We start from the raw sequence: 17944 nt of genomic DNA, 5'->3' as shown, positions 1-17944 counted from the left end.
TATAAAATGTAAACTAAATTGTCAAAAATAGTCAGATTTTTTAGGAATTTTCAGACTTTTTGCCATGACTTTCATTTGATACCCTTTTCATCTTTTTGTTATACTAGTAATACTAACTAAAGGAGATCACCATGGAACTAAAAAAACGCTCAGAATTTCCTGAAAATGAATTGTGGGATTTAACAGCCCTCTACAAAGACAGGCAGGATTTTCTTTTAACATTGGAAAAGACACTAGAAGATATCAATGTCTTTAAACGCAATTATCAAGGCCAATTAAAAACAGTGGATGACTTTACTTCAGCCCTGATGGAAATCGAACAGATTTATATTGAGATGAGTCACATCAGCAGCTATGCTTTCATGCCTCAGACCACTGATTTTAGCAGTGAAGAATTTGCACAAATAGCCAAGGCTGGTGACGATTTCTGGACCAAGGCCTCTGTCGAGCTCAGCTTTTTTGACACAGCACTCATTTCAGCAGATTTGTCCATTCTGGATAAACTGGAAAGCAACCCTCACTTCAGCTCTGCTATTCGCCAGGCAAAAATTCAGAAAAAACATTTTTTGAACCCAGAGGTAGAGAAGGCACTGACTAATCTGCAAGGCATTTTTAACAGTCCGCAGGATATCTACACCAAAATGCGTGCTGGTGACTTTACCATGGATGATTTTGAGGTAGACGGTAAACGTTATAAAAACTCTTTTGTGACTTACGAAAACTTCTATCAAAATCATGGCAATGCAGACATTCGCGAGAAAGCCTTTCGCTCCTTCTCCGCTGGCTTGCGCAAGCATCAAAACACTGCCGCTGCTAGCTACCTCGCCCAAGTCAAAATGGAAAAAACTTTAGCAGACATGCGTGGTTATGACACCGTTTTTGACTACTTGCTAGCTGAGCAGGAGATGGACCGCGCCATGTTTGACCGTCAGATTGATCTCATCATGACCGAGTTTGCCCCTGTTGCTCAACGCTATCTCAAACACGTTGCCAAGGTCAATGGCCTTGACAAGATGACTTTTGCCGATTGGAAACTAGATTTAGATGGTGAGCTCAATCCTGATGTCACCATTGATGACGCTTATGATTTGGTCATGAAATCGGTAGAGCCTCTGGGACAAGAATACAGCCAAGAGGTTGCCCGCTACCAAAGCGATCGCTGGGTGGACTTTGCTGCGAACGCCAACAAGGACTCTGGTGGTTACGCTGCTGATCCTTATAAGGTTCACCCCTACGTCCTCATGAGCTGGACTGGTCGCATGTCTGATGTTTATACCCTTATTCACGAAATTGGTCACTCAGGCCAATTCATCTTCTCGGACAATAACCAATCCTACTTTAACACTCACATGTCTACCTACTATGTGGAAGCACCTTCAACCTTCAATGAATTGCTGCTCAGCGATTACTTGGAAAATCAATTTGATGACCCTCGTCAAAAGCGCTTCGCTCTTGCTCACCGCCTGACTGATACCTACTTCCACAACTTCATCACTCACCTGTTAGAAGCTGCTTTTCAACGCCGAGTTTATTCCTTGATTGAGGAGGGTAAAACCTTCGGTGCTGAGCAATTGAACAATATCATGAAAGAAGTTCTAAGCCAATTCTGGGGCGATGCTGTGGAAATCAACGACGATGCTGCTTTGACTTGGATGCGTCAATCCCACTACTACATGGGACTCTACAGCTACACCTACTCTGCTGGTCTGGTCATCTCAACGGCTGGCTATCTCAACCTCAAAAATAATCCTAATGGTGCTAGCGACTGGCTCAATTTCCTTAAATCTGGTGGCAGCCGCACACCACTAGACACCGCCCTTCTCATCGGTGCTGATATTTCTACGGACAAACCGCTGCGCGACACTATCCAATTCCTAAGCGACACCGTTGACCAGATTATTGCTTACACAAAGGAGCTTGAAAATGCCTAATCTTTATGATTTTACTGTCAAGGCTCAAGATGGCAGTGATAGCCCGCTTAGCCAATACGCTGGCAAGGTTGTGCTCGTTGTTAATACGGCAACGGGTTGTGGGCTTACACCGCAGTATGAGGGGCTTCAAAAACTTTACGATACCTACAAAGACCAAGGATTTGTCATCTTAGACTTTCCTTGTAACCAGTTTGCTGGTCAAGCACCTGGTAGCGCAGAGGAAATCAATACCTTTTGCAGCCTCAATTACCAGACAACTTTCCCACGTTTTGCCAAAATCAAGGTCAATGGCAAGGAAGCCGACCCTCTCTATGACTGGCTCAAGTCAGAAAAAAGCGGTCTGCTGGGCAAACGTATCGAATGGAACTTTGCCAAATTTCTCATCAACCGCGAGGGCAAGGTCGTTGAGCGTTTTGCGTCAAAATCAGCACCAGCTCAAATGATTGAGGCCATTGAGGCTCTGCTCTGAGGACAACAAATAGGAGATTCTTTTAACCAAAAATAAAAAATCCTCCCGCTATATCCCATCCCTCAATGCCTCTGAAAATCATATCAAACTATTGATTGATTGATTTGATTAAATAAGACTATAAAAGTTAAAACTTATCAGTAAATGGAGCTTACTAATAAGTTTTTTAATAAGGATACGCATACAAGTCTGCATAAAAAAGACTTTCTAAAGAAAAGAGATGGACAGAAAAAGTTTCCTGTTTCCACCAGCGGGTTAGAGACTCAGTTTTCTAGCTTATTTTTGTCGGTGTATAGTATAAAAGGAAGCTTGTCACTATTCTGGACAAACTTCCTTTTTTGACTATGATTTAGTTCTTGTAGACTTCTTGATAGAATTCAATCTTATCGTTCTTCTTCACTTTAATCTGGTCAGCAGCTTTAGGGGCCACTTTGTCATTAACCTTAAACATCCAATAAAGACCTTTTTCCTTATCTTGACTGATACCATCAATAGCTGTGATAAAACCATCTTTTTCCTTGACTTTGTAATTAGCTTTGAGAACTGCCATCACAGTGTCGCCTTTTTTGAAGCTGACCTTCTCATCAATGGTGTTGGTGTCTTCTTTAACAATCAAGCGTACCCTACCAGCACTGGATGAAGCTGTCGTCTTGCTCTTATCAGCTCTGCTATTGCCACAGGCCACCAAAAGCACCAAAGAAAGGGCTAAAAACAATAGTTTAAGAAACTTTTTCATAGGTAAATCTCCTTCATAATGGGTAAAATGAGCGGGTAAAAGAGGAATGTTGAGAGGGCATGGGCTAGGTTGAAGCTAGCGCCTGCTAAGACATAAGTCCACCAAGGCATACCGTAGAGAAAAGCATAGCAAGAATCAATGACTACACCATAGATAATCCCAAGTAAACCCGCAAAAAGCGACTGTAGTACAATCTCATTTATTCTAGCAAATTTTAGAGCCTTTGTCAGCGGATAAAGAAGAGATTTCCATACTACAAGGATGACCGCAAAGGAAAAGATTTGCCAAAACACCCATGGACCAAAGCCTAACAAAAAAGAAGAGACCATCATAGTCACTGCCATGATTAAGATGCTTTCAGAAAGAGAGAAAACAAGGGCAGAAATCAGGAAAATAGCAGTGATGGGCTGCACATTGGGCAGAGCCGCAAAGGCATAGCGCAAAACCACACAAAGAGCGGATAAAATAGCGATACGACTGATTTGCTTTAAAGGAAGAACCGTCTTTTTCATAATCTCAGTCTAACCAAAAGCCGACAGGCTGTCAAGATAAGAAAAAGCAGGCAACCACCTGCTTTTTAATGCTTATTTCCAAACTTCATCAATAATTTCCTTAACAAGGGCCAATTTTTTCCATTGGTCTTCTTTAGTCAGGATGTTACCTTCTTCAGTTGAAGCAAAGCCGCACTGGGTTGATACCCACAGTTGGTCAAGCGGTAGGAACTTTTCAGCTTCGTGGATACGAGCGATGACAGTGTCCTTATCTTCCAAGGTTGCTTCTTTTGAGGTAATCAAGCCAAGTACTGCAACCTTGCCATCTGTCACTTCTGCCAATGGCTCAAAACCTCCCGAGCGGTCGTTGTCAAATTCTAAGAAATACTCGGTAACGTTTTCTTTGCCAAAGAGTTCTTTAGCTACTGGGTCGTAGCCACCTGATGATGCCCATGTTGAATGGTAGTTACCTCGGCAAACATGAGTGTTGACTAAAAGTCCTTCTGGAACATTATCATAGACATCATTGTTAAGAGTCAAGAAAGCTTCACCAAGCTCCGAACGAACCTGCTCAGCTGTTCTACCAGTCAGAGATCCCCAAGCATTCAAAAAATTATCATCAACCAAGGTTCCCCAAGTACAGTCGTCCACTTGAAGAGTCTTCAGACCAGCTGCCACTAGATCAGCAATAACTTGAAGGTAAGCAGCCTTGATGTCAGCACGAAGATCTTCAAAGTCTGGATAGACAGCGTTAGTAGCTGCGACGTGATCTGCATCACGAATGAGTTCAAAATAGAATTGTGCCGGCGCTGGAATGGTGTATTTAGCTTCAACAGCCGCTCCTGTTTGGTCAACATAGGCCTTCAAAAACTTGTAGGCTTCAACAAATGGATGATTTTCCCCAGTGATTTTTCCAACAAGAGAAGCTGAATCAGGCTTGGTTGTTTCATCATGGAAATGGTAGCCTTCTGCTGCCTGCACATGATCCACACCATTGAATCCCCAGAAGAAATCCAAATGCCAGTAAGCACGACGAAATTCACCATCAGTCACTTTTTCAAGACCTGCTGCGATTTGTTTATCAACCAAATCTTTGATAGCTTGATCTTCAACAGATTTCAGTTCTTGAGCTGTTACTGTACCAGCTTCAAAACCTGCACGCGCCTCTTGCAATTCTTGCGGGCGTAAAAATGAGCCAACGTGTTCAAAATATTTCTTAGTCATATATCTTTACCTCTTAAAACTTGATAGACCCATTGTAACAGACTTTCTTATAGTTGGAAAATATATATTTCCTATACTTAGCTATAGGAAATAACTAAGAAACCAGTTAAGTACCTACAAAAAACTCGGAAATAGTTCATTCCAAGCTTTTTACTTTTATCCCCAAACCTTGTCGGTAATGGATTTGATGAGTTGTAACTTGTTCCATTCATCTTGTTCGGTCAAGATATTACCTTCTTCGGTTGATGCAAAGCCACATTGAGTAGAAATACCAAGATTTTCAAGTGGCACTGACTGGGCCGCTTCTTGAATACGAGCAATGACTGCATCAACATCTTCTAATTCAGGCTTCTTAGAGGTGATAACACCTAAAATCAATTCAACATTTGGGCGATTATTCCAAATGTCCGCAAGTGGAGCAAAATCTCCCGAACGCTCATCGTCGTATTCTAGGAAGAAAATATCATAGTTTAGCTGTCCCAGATATTTAGCAACGGTATGATAGCCGCCTTCAAAGAGATAAGTAGATTGGAAATTACCGCGGCAGATGTGCGTTGCCACAGTCAAATCCTCTGGTAGGCCTTCCAAAATTTTATTAATCACATAGACATCATCTTGAGCAATTTGTTCAAATTCTGAACGAAGCTCAGGATTGTTTTTGTTGTCTTCTAGCTGTTGGATTAAATAAGCCCAAGTAGTGTCATCTAATTGTACGTAACGTGCTCCCAAGTCATAGAAATGCTTGATTGTGTCTTGATAAGCCTGTGCCAAGCCATCCAAGAAATCTGTCCAACTGTCATAATAATCAGCATAAAGATCACTGCGATGGTCACGTTTGATAACCAAAGATGGACTAGGAATGGTCACCTTAGGCGTCACTCCTTCTGGTGTAATGGATTTCAAATAAGTGAAATCACGATAGAAAGAATGATTAGGATTTTCAGCCAATTTGCCAACAATGCGAACATTAGTTGTTCGTGTTTTGGCGCCATGGAACTTGTAAGAATCTTCTTGCAAGTAGCTTTCAAGCCCAATCAACTGCCATAGAAAGTCCAAATGCCACCAAGAACGGCCAAATTCACCGTCAGAAACAACTTGAAGACCGTTCTCAACTTCATGGTCAACTAATTCCTTGACTAGCTTGTCTTGTACAGCTTGCAATTCTTCCCGTGAAATCTTGCCGGCAGCGAAGTTTTCGCGCGCTGTCTTTAATTCTTGCGGACGGAGGTAGGAACCTACGTGGTCAAAATGAAAATGTGGTTTTGTCATGAGTTTTCCCCTTATCTCTTATTTGGCCTTATTCTAGCACTGGATTTCCATCTTGTAAATTAGCTATTTTTTATAAGCTAATATAGTTTTAAACTATATTAGGCGGGAGAATTCACAAACTTTTAACAGATGACAGCCTCTGCTCTCTTCTAAAAATAAGATAAATAGAAAAATGTTGAGCGTTTCCAATCCTATTTCTACTCAAATTTCCGAAATCAACTTCATTTATCAAAATAATAGTTTATTTTTCCAAAATGTCAATTAAAAAAGTTGTGAAATTTTGATTTTTTAGGAATTTTAGGTTACAATATGACTAATGAGAAGAAGAATTAAGCCAGTTATTGTCTTTGTTTTCTTCAGTTTACTTGCTATACTATTTTTAATTGGTAAAACTCACTCTGACAATGTTCTCAAAGAACAGCTCAGTCAAGCTGAAAAATCCATTCCTTCTGTGAGTAGCTCAAGTACAACAAAGGCATCAACTAAAGAAAAAGAAGAGTTTGTTCTTAATCCAATTATCGATGTGTCTGGCTGGCAACTTCCTAGTGAGATTGACTATGATACTCTCTCAAAAAATATATCTGGTGCTATCGTGCGTGTTTATGGAGGCTCACAAATCAGCAAAGATAGCAATGCAGCCTATACGACCGGTATCGATAAATCATTTAAGACACACATTCAAGAATTCCAAAAGCGCGATGTTCCTGTGGCCGTATACAGCTACGCTCTCGGTCGAACCGAAAAGGAAATGCGCTCAGAAGCTAGGACTTTCTACAAAAATGCAGCACCTTACAAGCCTACTTATTACTGGATTGATGTGGAAGAAAAAACCATGTCCAACATGAACAAGGGAGTTAAGGCCTTTCGGGAGGAGCTTAAAAAACTAGGCGCTAAGAATGTCGGAATTTATATTGGTACTTATTTCATGACCGAACAAAATATTTCTGTTAAGGGATTTGATGCAGTATGGATTCCAACCTACGGCTCTGATTCAGGATATTATGATGCTGCTCCTCAGACAGAGTTGGATTATGACCTGCACCAATACACCTCACAAGGCTACCTAAGTGGATTTGATAATCCTTTGGACCTCAACCAAATTGCAGTAACCAAGGATAAGAAGAAAACCTACCAAAAATTATTCGGTAAAATAAAAGAATAAGAAGGCTAAGTCGTGTATTACTGGTCTTCTTTTTCTTGTCAAGCTCTGCATTTTTTTATAAAATGTAGTAGGTAAATGAAAGGCATTTAGAGAAGGAAAATGGCAAAGAAAAACAAACTAAAAAAGACCCTGGTGGATCAAATTTTAGATAAGGCAAAGATTGAGCACGACAGTTTAGCCCTCAACGCCCTGGAAGGCAAGCTTCCCCAAGACATTCAAAGAGAAGATATTTTTAAAACGTTAGCATTGACTGGTGACAAGACAGGTCCCCTCATTGGTATTGTTCAAATCACTGAGCATCTTTCAGAGAAAAAACTAGCCAAAGTATCAGGAAATAAAAAAGTAAGCATGATTCCTCAAAAAGACCTCCAAAAAACAACAGGCTATATTCATGGCGCTAACAATCCTGTGGGTATTCGTCAGAAGCACCATTTCCCTATTTTCATTGACGATCGTGCTTTGGAAAAGGGTGAGATGATTGTTTCAGCTGGTGAAGTCGGTCGCTCAATAAGAATCAACAGTCAAGTGTTAGCCGATTTCGTTCAAGCTAGCTTTGCAGACTTAATTGACAACAATTAATAAATCACGGGAGAAAAAATGAAATTATATTTTATCAGACATGGAAAAACCGAATGGAACTTGGAAGGTCGTTTTCAAGGTGCCAAGGGTGACTCGCCCCTTCTAGATGAATCCATTGAAGAGCTGAAAAAACTGGGGCATTATTTGAAGGATGTTACATTTGATGCTGTTTTTTCCAGTGATTTGAAGAGAGCTCGTAAGACAGCTCAGATTATCGTAGCCGAAAATGAGCATCCTCACGAAATCATTCTGACCCCCGCTCTTCGTGAATGGCAGTTAGGCAAGTTAGAAGGCAACAAAATTGACATCATGAAGTCCATCTATCCTAAACAGATGACAGCCTTTCGTCACAATCTGGCAAATTTTAACGCGGCAATGTTTGAGGCGGAGTCAGTTTATCAGACAACCAAACGCGTGCGTGACTTTGTACGTTCTCTCGAAAAGTATTCTTATGAGAATGTCCTTCTTATCGGACATGGTGCGAATTTTACAGCTTCAATTCATAGCTTATTAGGTTTTGAACCTGGCTTCCTACGTCACAAAGGTGGGCTGGACAATGCCAGTCTGACTATTTTAGAAACCAAGGATTTCAAACACTTTTCTTGCCTGACTTGGAATGACAAATCCTATTTAGAAGAAAGCACTCATACTCATATTCAAACAAAAAAAGGGTAAAACTCCAAAGTTTTACCTTTTTCTTTATCTTATCTAGCATATTTCAAACGAAGTATCTTCTCCTGCTGCTTATCTAACCTTAAGAGGATGACTACTTTATCAATACTCATATTGCTTTCCAATAAACGCTCTGCTGCCATCATGAGACCATTGTTAATCCCCATTTGTAGAACAGGATTTTCCTTATCATTGACATCAAAGATGAACTTATTATCAGGCAGGTCAAAGAGCACCTTGACTGCGCCGAAGAGCTGCTCAAAGTTGTCAATCGCCACATCATAAACTGGCTTAATTCCAGCTCGCAAACTACGGCCTCGGTGATTAAACCACATGGAATGCCAGCCACCATTGAAAGCACCCATGATGTCGTTATCATAAGAATCACCAACATAAAGTGTTGTCGCTGGGTTCATGTCAAATTGCTCCGCTGCCAAGTTGAAGATTTCCTTCTCAGGCTTTTGAAAACCCGTTGCCTGACTGACAAGAATACGCTTGGGCTCAATATAATCGTACAAGCCAAGCTTTTTAACTTTTTTAAGCTGGTGCTCGGTCGGTCCATTGGTGATAATTCCCATAGGCACATTTTTTTCTTTGAGGAAATCTAAGGTCATGCGCATTTCTTCTAGCATGGTAATATTTTCAAGCTCATGCTCATAAACTTCTTGAAAGTAAACACCAGTTGCTTCGTCTATTTCACGGTAACCAAACTCTAACAAGGTTTCCTTACAACGCCAAAAACGGAAATATTCTGTTGTCCATTCTCCAGCCATGACACGTGGAAAACCAGTGTCAGAATAATGACGGAAGCGAATATAAGCTTGATTGATCTTGGTCATATCAAAATCAGGGAAACATTTCTCAACTGCAATACGATAGGGCGCCTGCTGATCATAAATCGTATCGTCAACGTCAAAAACAATAGAAGTAATCATGATTAACCTTTCAATTTATCCATTTAACCATGCTATTATACTATCTTTTCCCTTTTTTATCAATTGAACATCAGTGTTCCAAAGTTTTCCTTTATAACATTTTCTTCTATTTCTTTGATACAAAGGCCATTTGTTATTAGCGAGTAAAGACTGACTTCTCGTAAAAAAATAATGATGAATGCTGTGTATATGGTTATTCACAATAATTCAACACTTGATAGACTGCTTATCAACAGATGATTACTCATCTAATCGATTCTACTACTACCAGTCAGTCACATTATTTCTCCTTCACCTTATCTTCTTAAATTATATTATACTATTTTACTGTATCTTTTGATTTAGCATAAAATAAGCTGAGCGAAAACACCCAGCCTTGTTATATTTTTATAAAAATTGACTGACTTCGTCAACAAAATAACGTTCAGACTTGACTTCATTTGTCACATGATTCAAATCGGGTTTACCGATTGCGATAGCCATATTAGGCACAAATCGTTTTGGATCAAGACCCAAGGTTTCTGCAGCAACTTTTGCATTATAACCTTGGATAGCATTAGTTTCATAACCATGGCCACGAGCTACCAACATAAATTGCATAGCGGCAAGAGAGCTATTTGTCTTGGCATCATGCACCAGACCGTCATAAGAAGCCGCTTCATAAAGCGGCAAGAAGGTGCGCAGGACCTCATCTCTTTTTTCTGGAGTAATACGGCCATCTTCACAAGCCTTATTCCATAAATCGCGGTATGATTTATACGCCTGAGTATCTCCAAAGACAAAAACAATAGCTGACGCGGTCTCCAACTGAGGCGTATTAAATTTCATGAAAAAAGAACGCAATTTTTCCTTTCCTTCAGGCGTATCAATAATCACAAAACGCCACGGTTGCAAATTGCAGGCAGATGGAGAAGTTATAGCCTCTGAGATCATTTCTTTCATTTCTTCTCGACTAATTTTGACATCTGTATCAAACCAGCGAACCGAGTGACGATTAAGTAAAACATCTTCAAAATTATTATTGTTAAAATGTGACATGATTTGCTCCTCTTTTCTAAAATAAATTTTTCTTTTTGACAACGTTTACACAAATTATTTTAGCACTCAAGTCCTCAATTATCAATGTTAAACATTTTATCTCTAAAATTATTCATCAAATATTGTAAGAATAGTAATTTGTTTGAATAAAAATATGAAAATTCCTAGGTCGTTTTCGCCCTAAACACTTGATTTTATGATAAAATAGGAAGGAAAACTTATTGGAGGAAACTATGTCTAACGAACACATCGAAGAATTAAACGACCAACAGATTGTCCGTCGTGAAAAAATGACGGCTTTGGCTGAGCAAGGAATCGATCCTTTCGGAAAACGTTTTGAGCGTACTGCCACTTCTGGTCAACTAAAAGAAAAATACGCAGACAAGACAAAAGAAGAACTGCATGAGATTAACAAGACAGCTACTATCGCTGGACGCCTTATGACTAAACGTGGTAAAGGGAAAGTTGGATTTGCTCACATTCAAGACCGCGACGGTCAGATCCAAATTTATGTCCGTAAGGACGCCGTTGGCGATGAAAACTACCAAATTTTCAAAAAAGCCGACCTTGGTGACTTCCTTGGTATTGAGGGCGAAGTGATGCGCACAGATATGGGTGAACTTTCTATCAAGGCCACTCATATTACTCACTTGTCAAAAGCGCTTCGTCCACTGCCTGAAAAATTTCACGGATTGACAGACGTTGAAACGATCTACCGTAAACGCTACTTGGACTTGATTTCAAATCGTGAAAGCTTCGAACGTTTCGTCACACGTTCACAAATCATTTCTGAAATTCGTCGTTATCTTGATGGCCTTGGTTTCTTAGAGGTGGAAACACCTGTTCTTCACAATGAAGCTGGTGGCGCTGCTGCTCGCCCATTTGTTACTCATCACAATGCTCAAGATATGGATATGGTGCTTCGTATCGCAACGGAACTTCACCTTAAACGCCTCATCATTGGTGGTATGGAACGTGTTTACGAAATTGGCCGTATTTTCCGTAATGAAGGTATGGATGCAACTCATAACCCTGAATTCACTTCCATCGAAGTGTATCAAGCCTATGCTGACTTCCAAGATATCATGGATTTAACCGAAGGCATTATCCAACATGCAGCTCGCGCTGTCAAAGGTGATGCACCTGTTGTTTACCAAGGTACTGAAATTAAAATCAACGAGCCATTCAAACGTGTTCACATGGTAGATGCCATCAAGGAAGTAACAGGAATTGATTTCTGGCAAGAGATGACTGTTGAAGACGCGCAAGCTATTGCCAAAGAAAAAAATGTTCCGCTTGAAAAACACTTCAACACTGTTGGCCACATCATCAATGCCTTTTTTGAAGAGTTTGTTGAAGAAACCCTCATTCAACCGACCTTTGTTTACGGACATCCAGTTGAAGTTTCCCCGCTGGCTAAGAAAAATGCTGATGATCCACGTTTCACAGACCGTTTCGAGCTCTTCATTATGACGAAAGAGTACGGCAATGCCTTCACTGAATTGAACGATCCAATCGATCAATTATCACGATTTGAAGCCCAAGCCGCTGCCAAGGAACTCGGTGATGATGAGGCAACAGGCATTGACTACGACTATGTTGAAGCCCTTGAGTATGGTATGCCACCGACAGGTGGACTTGGAATCGGTATTGACCGCCTTGTTATGCTCTTGACAGATACAACAACAATCCGCGATGTACTTTTGTTCCCTACAATGAAATAAATTAGATTAAAAACGTTGATAAATCAACGTTTTTAGTTTATAAAGAACAAAACTTACGACCAATTTACGACAAAAATAAAAAAAGCCGAACTATCTTATAACTAGAATAATTTTCTAGATAAGATGTTCGGTTTTATCTATATTATACTTTTTGAAATTGATATAATTTAGGAAATTCTTTAAACTTTTATTCTGCTATGTATTTAAGAACCTTTTCTAAACATTCAATACTCTTTTCCGTATCAATATCATCTCCACTACCAGGAGCTTTTAAAGATTCAAAATCTAATCTCCACCAAAGAGCTTTTTTATTAAAATGTTCTAATAGATTTTTCTCATAAGTCCCTTCATTACTAGAACCCTTGCTTGTTGAAGCAAATCTCCAATTACCTATCACTTCATAAACAAAGCTATCAATAACTATATCAGACAGATGATAGCTTTTAAAATTATTATCTCTAATATCCCTAAGGTGCTGACAAGTTGCAACAAGTAAACCATTTGATGATTTATTTTTTTTTGCGCATTTCATCTTGCTCTGCCTTAGGATTTGTTGACAACCAATTACCACCTAAATTAGAATCTGGATAAATATAAGTTCCATCAATATTTTGAAAAGCTGGTAAAATTTCAAACAAAATTCCATCACAAAAGTTAATTTTTACAATTTGTCCATCTGCTCTAATATCACTTGTAGGATAAGATTGCTTGATTGCACTACGAACTGCCTGTAACAATCTAGATTGTACATTTCCAGAAAGATTATTATAACTATCAAATAAATGTGAAGGAAGACTAACTAAGATATCAATATCACTAGTATTTATTGCAGTTCCGCGCCCATAAGACCTCACATAAGAGCTATATCTTGTTTAGCTATTCTAGCAATTTTAAAATAATTTCCATTCAAAATTAACATCTCCAATTCTATCACAGACTAGCTTTCAATTATTTAAATTGTATAAAAATTAGAAAACGTTGTCTATTTTTAGAATGGCTCTTAACAACTTTGTAATGAGTTCGTATTGTAAAAATAATTTTGGTAATTATTCATAAAAAGTAATCTAAAAAGCAACCTTCACAAATAGGTTGCTTCGTATTATACTAAATAATCAATGCTTTTAATTAAAAATAATAGCAAATAATGTAAAAACTACTTCGTTTACAATTAATTAAAAAATAATTGGTGGAACAACGACAAGTAGAGTCATCATAATACTTAACACTTTCATATCTTCTTCTCCTCTATATCTATTAATAACTTTTGTGCCATATTTTTGAGTAATTCTTTATTTTCTAATTCAAAAATTGTGATTGCATTACGACAGTATTTTTTAGACTCGTCATACAATTTAGCTTCATTTAAAATATATGCCTTCATTAACAAAGAGTCACCCAATAAATAAATAGATTTTTCTTCCAAAATCTCGTCTATAGCTTTTGAAATATACATTAAAGACTTGTTTAAATCTTCTTTTATGAAATAAGCACGAGAAATACTGTACAAAAAAGTAACTTGATCTTGAAAATCTTCACTCGCTTGATAATCATCAATAATTGACTCAAAATATTGCAAAGCTAAATCATCATCATGATTATCACTGTAAATACTTGCAATGGCCGATACAACCTTTAAATACAGTTGAAAATAATTATCCTTAGACTCAGACAAAATTTCCTTCAATTCTTGAATAGTTTCTAAGAAAGTAGATTGTCTTGTCATATAATTAGTAACTGAAATCAACCACTCATAATACAAAATCTCTTCCGGTGTCATATCTAGTTTATTTAATGTTTTTAAAACATAAGCTAAATTTTCATAATCTCTCATATAAAGTAGCTGCTTCACTTTATCAGAATATACTAAATTTTGATGAGGTGTATTATTCAATTTAAAAATCTTAGAAACAATCGACATATCAATTTCTAACTTTTTGACTATTTTAAAGAAAATATCTACCGAAGGAGTCGTTTCTCCCTTTTCGATTTTACTAATAACCGCTTGAACGCAAATGCCATCAGCTAATTCTTTTTGAGTTATTCCTTTTTCTTTACGCTTTGTTTTTATTAATGTCGCAATATCAGTTATCATTTCCCCTCCATTATCACTATTATAACAAGAAATACAAGTTTAGGAAACGTCATACTGCCTTAATTTTTTATTTGAAAAATAAAGGAAACTTACTAAAAGGAAGAAAATTGTAAATACTATAAGAAATAAACGCCATGATAAAAACTTAGCAATGTAACCAAAAACTAATGAACCAATCGCAAGAGTTGGAATTGTCACCGTATAAAAAGCACTGAAAACTTCTCCAAGTTTTTCATTTGGAATTTCAGTTTGTAAAATAGGCTTTTGAGCAACGTGTGTGATACCCAAAAACATACAAGAGACAAACCAGATCAATAATAGCACAAAACAACTATGTACCATTGCCGAGAAACCAATCCCAATACCAAAAATAGCAGTAGCAAGCCAAAAAGCTTTACCTAAATTAAGCTTTTTTAATGCAAAATTAGCAGCAACTGTTGTCCCTAATAAGGTTCCAACAGCACAAGCAGAAACCAAAAGACCATAAAATGTTGAATTTCCAACATCTTTTGCAACTAATAATTGATAAACGTTAAAACCTCCAAAAAGAAAATTGGAAATAGCACCACCTAATGTAATAGAGAATACGACTTTATTTTGCCAGATAAAACGTAAACCACTTAAAAAGTCTGTCTGTTCATTTTCATTTTCGATTTTTTCTTTAAAGCTTATTTTTCGAAATAGCAAAATCGAACTTAAAAACGTGAAGACATCAACCAATAGCAGCGGAATATAACTTAAAACAGAAAGTAAAAAACCACTGATAGCAGTAAATACATATTCTGTACCATTGTAAGCTACAGACATATACATTTCTGCTTTTGCTAAATCTTTAGTGGAAATAATTTTAGGAACTAAAGCATCTTGGACAGTATAAGTATTAAGCCCAGCTATCGAAGCTAAAAAAACAGCGATAAAGATAACGGCTAAACCAACATTAGCATTAATACTTCTTAAAGTAATTCCCAAAATAATCCCTAGAACAGCTAACAATTGAGCCCATTCTAGAAAAATCAGTAAATTTTTTTTAGGTAGAGAATCAATCTTCTTACCAAAAATAAAAGAGAAGGTATTTGGAATAAAGATTAAAAAGTTTAATAGCCCGACATACCAAGCACTATTAGTTGTTTCTAACACATACCATGATAATACAATCGTGTAAATTGAATCTCCACAATTGCTGATAAGACGACCCAAAAATAATCGACAAAAATCTCTATACTTCTTTAATATCATAAATTACCCTCTCATAAAGAGATTGAATATCATTAACAGTTATAGTATCAATAAGTGACAAAAAATCATCAAATAAAATCTGTGTTTCATTTGAACAACATTTTAAAATATCTTTACAAAAATCATATTTAGAAACATACAATCCAACATAAGTTTTAAATCCATTCAATTGTCTTTGAAATTCTTTGCCAGTTATTTTCTTAAATGTATTTTCTTTAAAAATGTCACCAATCTCCACATTATTAACATTTTTTACATCTAATAGTCCTAAAATATGTGCATCATTATTATACATTAAATACTGTGTGTAGCCTAAATATTTACTATTCTTCAATAAATACTCTTTATGTATAATACTATCTTCCGTCATACCTAACATAAATGCTAAAAAGTAACCAATTAAGTATTCACGCAGATTAGTTATTTTTAACTTGAGATCAAATGTTAAAAAAATAGAACTTTGAGATAGTGCAAAATTAGGATACTTCTTACTAATCAAAACAATATTTGATTCAGTTGTAAGTGTTAATCTATTATCTGAGAAGTCAGCTATTTTTACGTCTTCTACCAATTGTGAAAATTTTGGAATCACTTCTTCAACAGATAAATTAATATTTTTATAAAGATTTAAAATATTATCATTTTCAGTAATTTTTAAACCATCATAAACAGCTTTCTCTTCATCATTGATATCTACATAACTTATCTCATCAGAAATAATCGAAATTTCGTGTTCAATTATTTCTCTCGGAATATCTTTTATAACCATTTGAACAATTGATAAGATAACTTCCCTTAAACTACTTATAGAATAAAAAATCTCTATACTGGTAGAATCCAAAAAAGTAGCACCATTAATTATAATACCCTGACCATCTAAATCATGTTGAATTAATTTTTTTTCAAAATTACGTACTACACAATGCTCCCAAAGATGCAGTAACCATATATGATTATTTTTTTTAGGTAACTGAATGAGTATCTCATTTATCACTATCATTTTCTCCTCGTAAAATAAGTTTATGGGGATTTTTCAATCCAAAATTTTTAATAATTGTTCTTACGTTAACTTGACTATTGCAAGGTTTTCCAGAACAATAGAGTCATGGAATGGACTCATGGTTGTTTCTTTTTCTCCTTGTTGCTTAGACTTCATTAAATAGTCTGTTACCCAAGCGTTGTCCCTACTTCCAACACACTAGCTGTTTCCATAAAACGACTTCTGCACTTAGTGGCGTGCAGGCGGCAAGTCAGTTCTATGATAATAATTCTATTAAGCGAGGCTGTTGGTCCAACGTGTTTCTGGGGAACCTTACAGTAGTCAAGAAAACTTCCAAATCCAATTGAAAGGAGACCTTCCAAATGAAATGTTTTGTCGGTTTAGACGTTAGCTCTACCAAACTAGATGGCTGTATCATGCTTAGTGATTCAACAACTCCCTTTACAGCTTCTCTTCCCAATGACCTAACAGGTGCTCAAGAAATCAAAAATCAGATTCTTGAATTAAATGACACCTATTCATTTGAACGCATCGTCATTGGAATGGAAGCCACCAGTCTTTATAGCTTTCACCCTGCCATGTTCTTTCATGAAGACAGCGACTTGAAAGCTCTAAAGGTTGAGGTCATGGTCGAACAACCCAACAAAATCAAGAAATACCGGGAAGCCTTTGAAGAAAGCAAGAATGATACCCTTGATGCCTTCTATATTGCCGATTATTTCCGTATTGAGCGATTCTCACCTGCTTTTCTCAAGGAAGAGAAATACATGGCTCTCCAACACTTGACCAGAACCAGGCTTCAACTCATTGAGCAGTTGACCAAGACCAAGCAGCACTTTATTGAGAACATCTACTACAAGTGCAATACCTTATCTACTGAAATCAAGAATGAGAGCCTCACAACTTCTCTCTGGTCTAGCACCATTATTTCCTTAATGACAGAAGACTATACCCTCGACGAGTTAGCGACCGTTCCTCTCAATGACCTAGCGGACTTTATCCAAAAATTGGGGAGAGGACGATTCAAAGCGCCTGAAAAATTAGCTAAAGCTATTCAATCAGCTGTCAATGGCTCTTATCGTCTGCCTAAGCTCCAACAAGATTCCGTCAATGTTGTTCTCGGGCTATTAGCTCGAGAAATCCGAAATCTGGAACAAATGATTAAGGATATTGATAAAGCTATTGAANANATGGTNGAAGTCATNCCTGAATACCAGTGTTTAACTTCTGTGCCTGGTGTTGGTAAAGTTTACGCTGCAGGAATTATCGCTGAAATTGGACAGATTGAGCGCTTTAAAGACCATCCTCAAGTCGCTAAATAGGCAGGATTGAATTGGAAACAGAATCAATCTGGGAACACTAACTCTCAAAATACGGAACTTGTCA

At 37.4% G+C, this 17944-nt stretch carries 17 protein-coding genes and 1 pseudogene; 7 read left to right on the top strand and 11 right to left on the bottom strand.

What is annotated here, in order from left to right; all coding sequences use genetic code 11:
• The first annotated feature begins 131 nt into the window (after nucleotides 1-131).
• Together pepF and A3GS_RS0103585 are read left to right on the top strand one after the other, a co-directional pair.
• Entirely contained in the window at nucleotides 132-1931 is a 1800-nt protein-coding gene (gene pepF, locus A3GS_RS0103590; protein ID WP_018364054.1) for an oligoendopeptidase F, read from the top strand.
• Nucleotides 1924-2400 (top strand): glutathione peroxidase, encoded by a 477-nt coding sequence (locus tag A3GS_RS0103585; protein ID WP_018364053.1) that lies wholly within the window; start codon nucleotides 1924-1926, stop codon nucleotides 2398-2400. The genes pepF and A3GS_RS0103585 overlap by 8 nt, the downstream gene beginning before the upstream one ends.
• Before the next feature lie 349 nt (nucleotides 2401-2749).
• Here A3GS_RS0103585 and A3GS_RS0103580 read toward each other — a convergent pair whose 3' ends face one another.
• The 4 genes from A3GS_RS0103580 to A3GS_RS0103565 all read right to left on the bottom strand — a co-directional run bounded on the left by A3GS_RS0103580 (nucleotide 2750) and on the right by A3GS_RS0103565 (nucleotide 6120).
• Entirely contained in the window at nucleotides 2750-3136 is a 387-nt protein-coding gene (locus A3GS_RS0103580) for a DUF4430 domain-containing protein (protein WP_018364052.1), read from the bottom strand.
• Nucleotides 3133-3651, bottom strand: coding sequence for an ECF transporter S component (locus A3GS_RS0103575; RefSeq protein WP_026216257.1), 519 nt, complete (start codon nucleotides 3649-3651; stop codon nucleotides 3133-3135). Before A3GS_RS0103575 ends, A3GS_RS0103580 begins: the two co-directional genes overlap by 4 nt.
• A 69-nt stretch (nucleotides 3652-3720) precedes the next feature.
• On the bottom strand, nucleotides 3721-4851 hold the full coding sequence (locus tag A3GS_RS0103570; RefSeq protein WP_018364050.1) for a 5-methyltetrahydropteroyltriglutamate--homocysteine S-methyltransferase: 1131 nt from the start codon (nucleotides 4849-4851) through the stop codon (nucleotides 3721-3723).
• A 156-nt stretch (nucleotides 4852-5007) separates the two neighbouring features.
• Nucleotides 5008-6120 (bottom strand): vitamin B12 independent methionine synthase, encoded by a 1113-nt coding sequence (locus tag A3GS_RS0103565; RefSeq protein ID WP_018364049.1) that lies wholly within the window; start codon nucleotides 6118-6120, stop codon nucleotides 5008-5010.
• A 316-nt stretch (nucleotides 6121-6436) separates the two neighbouring features.
• On the opposite strand from A3GS_RS0103565, the gene A3GS_RS0103560 reads away from it, so the two are divergent.
• The 3 genes from A3GS_RS0103560 (at nucleotide 6437) to A3GS_RS0103550 (ending at nucleotide 8536) form a co-directional block, all read left to right on the top strand.
• Nucleotides 6437-7282, top strand: coding sequence for a glycoside hydrolase family 25 protein (locus A3GS_RS0103560; RefSeq protein ID WP_018364048.1), 846 nt, complete (start codon nucleotides 6437-6439; stop codon nucleotides 7280-7282).
• 99 nt (nucleotides 7283-7381) lie between these two features.
• Nucleotides 7382-7861, top strand: a complete 480-nt coding sequence (locus A3GS_RS0103555; RefSeq protein ID WP_018364047.1) for an aminoacyl-tRNA deacylase — start codon at nucleotides 7382-7384, stop codon at nucleotides 7859-7861.
• Nucleotides 7862-7879: 18 nt separating this feature from the next.
• Nucleotides 7880-8536: a histidine phosphatase family protein gene (locus A3GS_RS0103550; RefSeq protein WP_018364046.1), complete on the top strand. Its 657-nt coding sequence runs from the start codon at nucleotides 7880-7882 to the stop codon at nucleotides 8534-8536.
• A gap of 29 nt (nucleotides 8537-8565) precedes the next feature.
• Here A3GS_RS0103550 and A3GS_RS0103545 read toward each other — a convergent pair whose 3' ends face one another.
• Both A3GS_RS0103545 and A3GS_RS0103540 read right to left on the bottom strand, forming a co-directional pair.
• Entirely contained in the window at nucleotides 8566-9468 is a 903-nt protein-coding gene (locus tag A3GS_RS0103545) for an HAD family hydrolase (RefSeq protein ID WP_018364045.1), read from the bottom strand.
• Between the two features lie 387 nt (nucleotides 9469-9855).
• The gene (locus A3GS_RS0103540; protein ID WP_018364044.1) at nucleotides 9856-10506 is read right to left on the bottom strand and encodes a nitroreductase family protein; all 651 of its coding nucleotides are present in this window, start codon (nucleotides 10504-10506) and stop codon (nucleotides 9856-9858) included.
• 233 nt (nucleotides 10507-10739) lie between these two features.
• Between A3GS_RS0103540 and lysS the strand changes: the two genes are divergently transcribed.
• Nucleotides 10740-12230 (top strand): lysine--tRNA ligase, encoded by a 1491-nt coding sequence (gene lysS / locus A3GS_RS0103535; RefSeq protein ID WP_026216256.1) that lies wholly within the window; start codon nucleotides 10740-10742, stop codon nucleotides 12228-12230.
• Between the two features lie 187 nt (nucleotides 12231-12417).
• Here the strand turns inward: lysS and A3GS_RS12960 are convergent, their stop codons facing one another.
• From A3GS_RS12960 to A3GS_RS0103515, 5 genes are all read right to left on the bottom strand, one after another.
• Nucleotides 12418-12762, bottom strand: coding sequence for a hypothetical protein (locus A3GS_RS12960; RefSeq protein ID WP_051069773.1), 345 nt, complete (start codon nucleotides 12760-12762; stop codon nucleotides 12418-12420).
• Nucleotides 12740-13084, bottom strand: a complete 345-nt coding sequence (locus tag A3GS_RS12955) for an SMODS domain-containing nucleotidyltransferase (RefSeq protein ID WP_205617699.1) — start codon at nucleotides 13082-13084, stop codon at nucleotides 12740-12742. Before A3GS_RS12955 ends, A3GS_RS12960 begins: the two co-directional genes overlap by 23 nt.
• A 374-nt stretch (nucleotides 13085-13458) precedes the next feature.
• Entirely contained in the window at nucleotides 13459-14322 is an 864-nt protein-coding gene (locus A3GS_RS0103525) for a helix-turn-helix domain-containing protein (protein WP_018364042.1), read from the bottom strand.
• Between the two features lie 39 nt (nucleotides 14323-14361).
• Nucleotides 14362-15558, bottom strand: a complete 1197-nt coding sequence (locus A3GS_RS0103520) for an MFS transporter (RefSeq protein ID WP_026216255.1) — start codon at nucleotides 15556-15558, stop codon at nucleotides 14362-14364.
• Nucleotides 15539-16558, bottom strand: a complete 1020-nt coding sequence (locus tag A3GS_RS0103515) for a hypothetical protein (protein ID WP_018364040.1) — start codon at nucleotides 16556-16558, stop codon at nucleotides 15539-15541. The genes A3GS_RS0103520 and A3GS_RS0103515 overlap by 20 nt, the downstream gene beginning before the upstream one ends.
• A 362-nt stretch (nucleotides 16559-16920) precedes the next feature.
• Between A3GS_RS0103515 and A3GS_RS11440 the strand changes: the two are divergent.
• A pseudogene (locus A3GS_RS11440) lies at nucleotides 16921-17944 on the top strand (IS110 family RNA-guided transposase); the annotation flags it as partial.

It is taken from the genome of Streptococcus caballi DSM 19004, assembly GCF_000379985.1.
GTDB classification, from domain to species: domain Bacteria; phylum Bacillota; class Bacilli; order Lactobacillales; family Streptococcaceae; genus Streptococcus; species Streptococcus caballi.
This window is presented reverse-complemented; position numbering and strand designations above follow the sequence as displayed.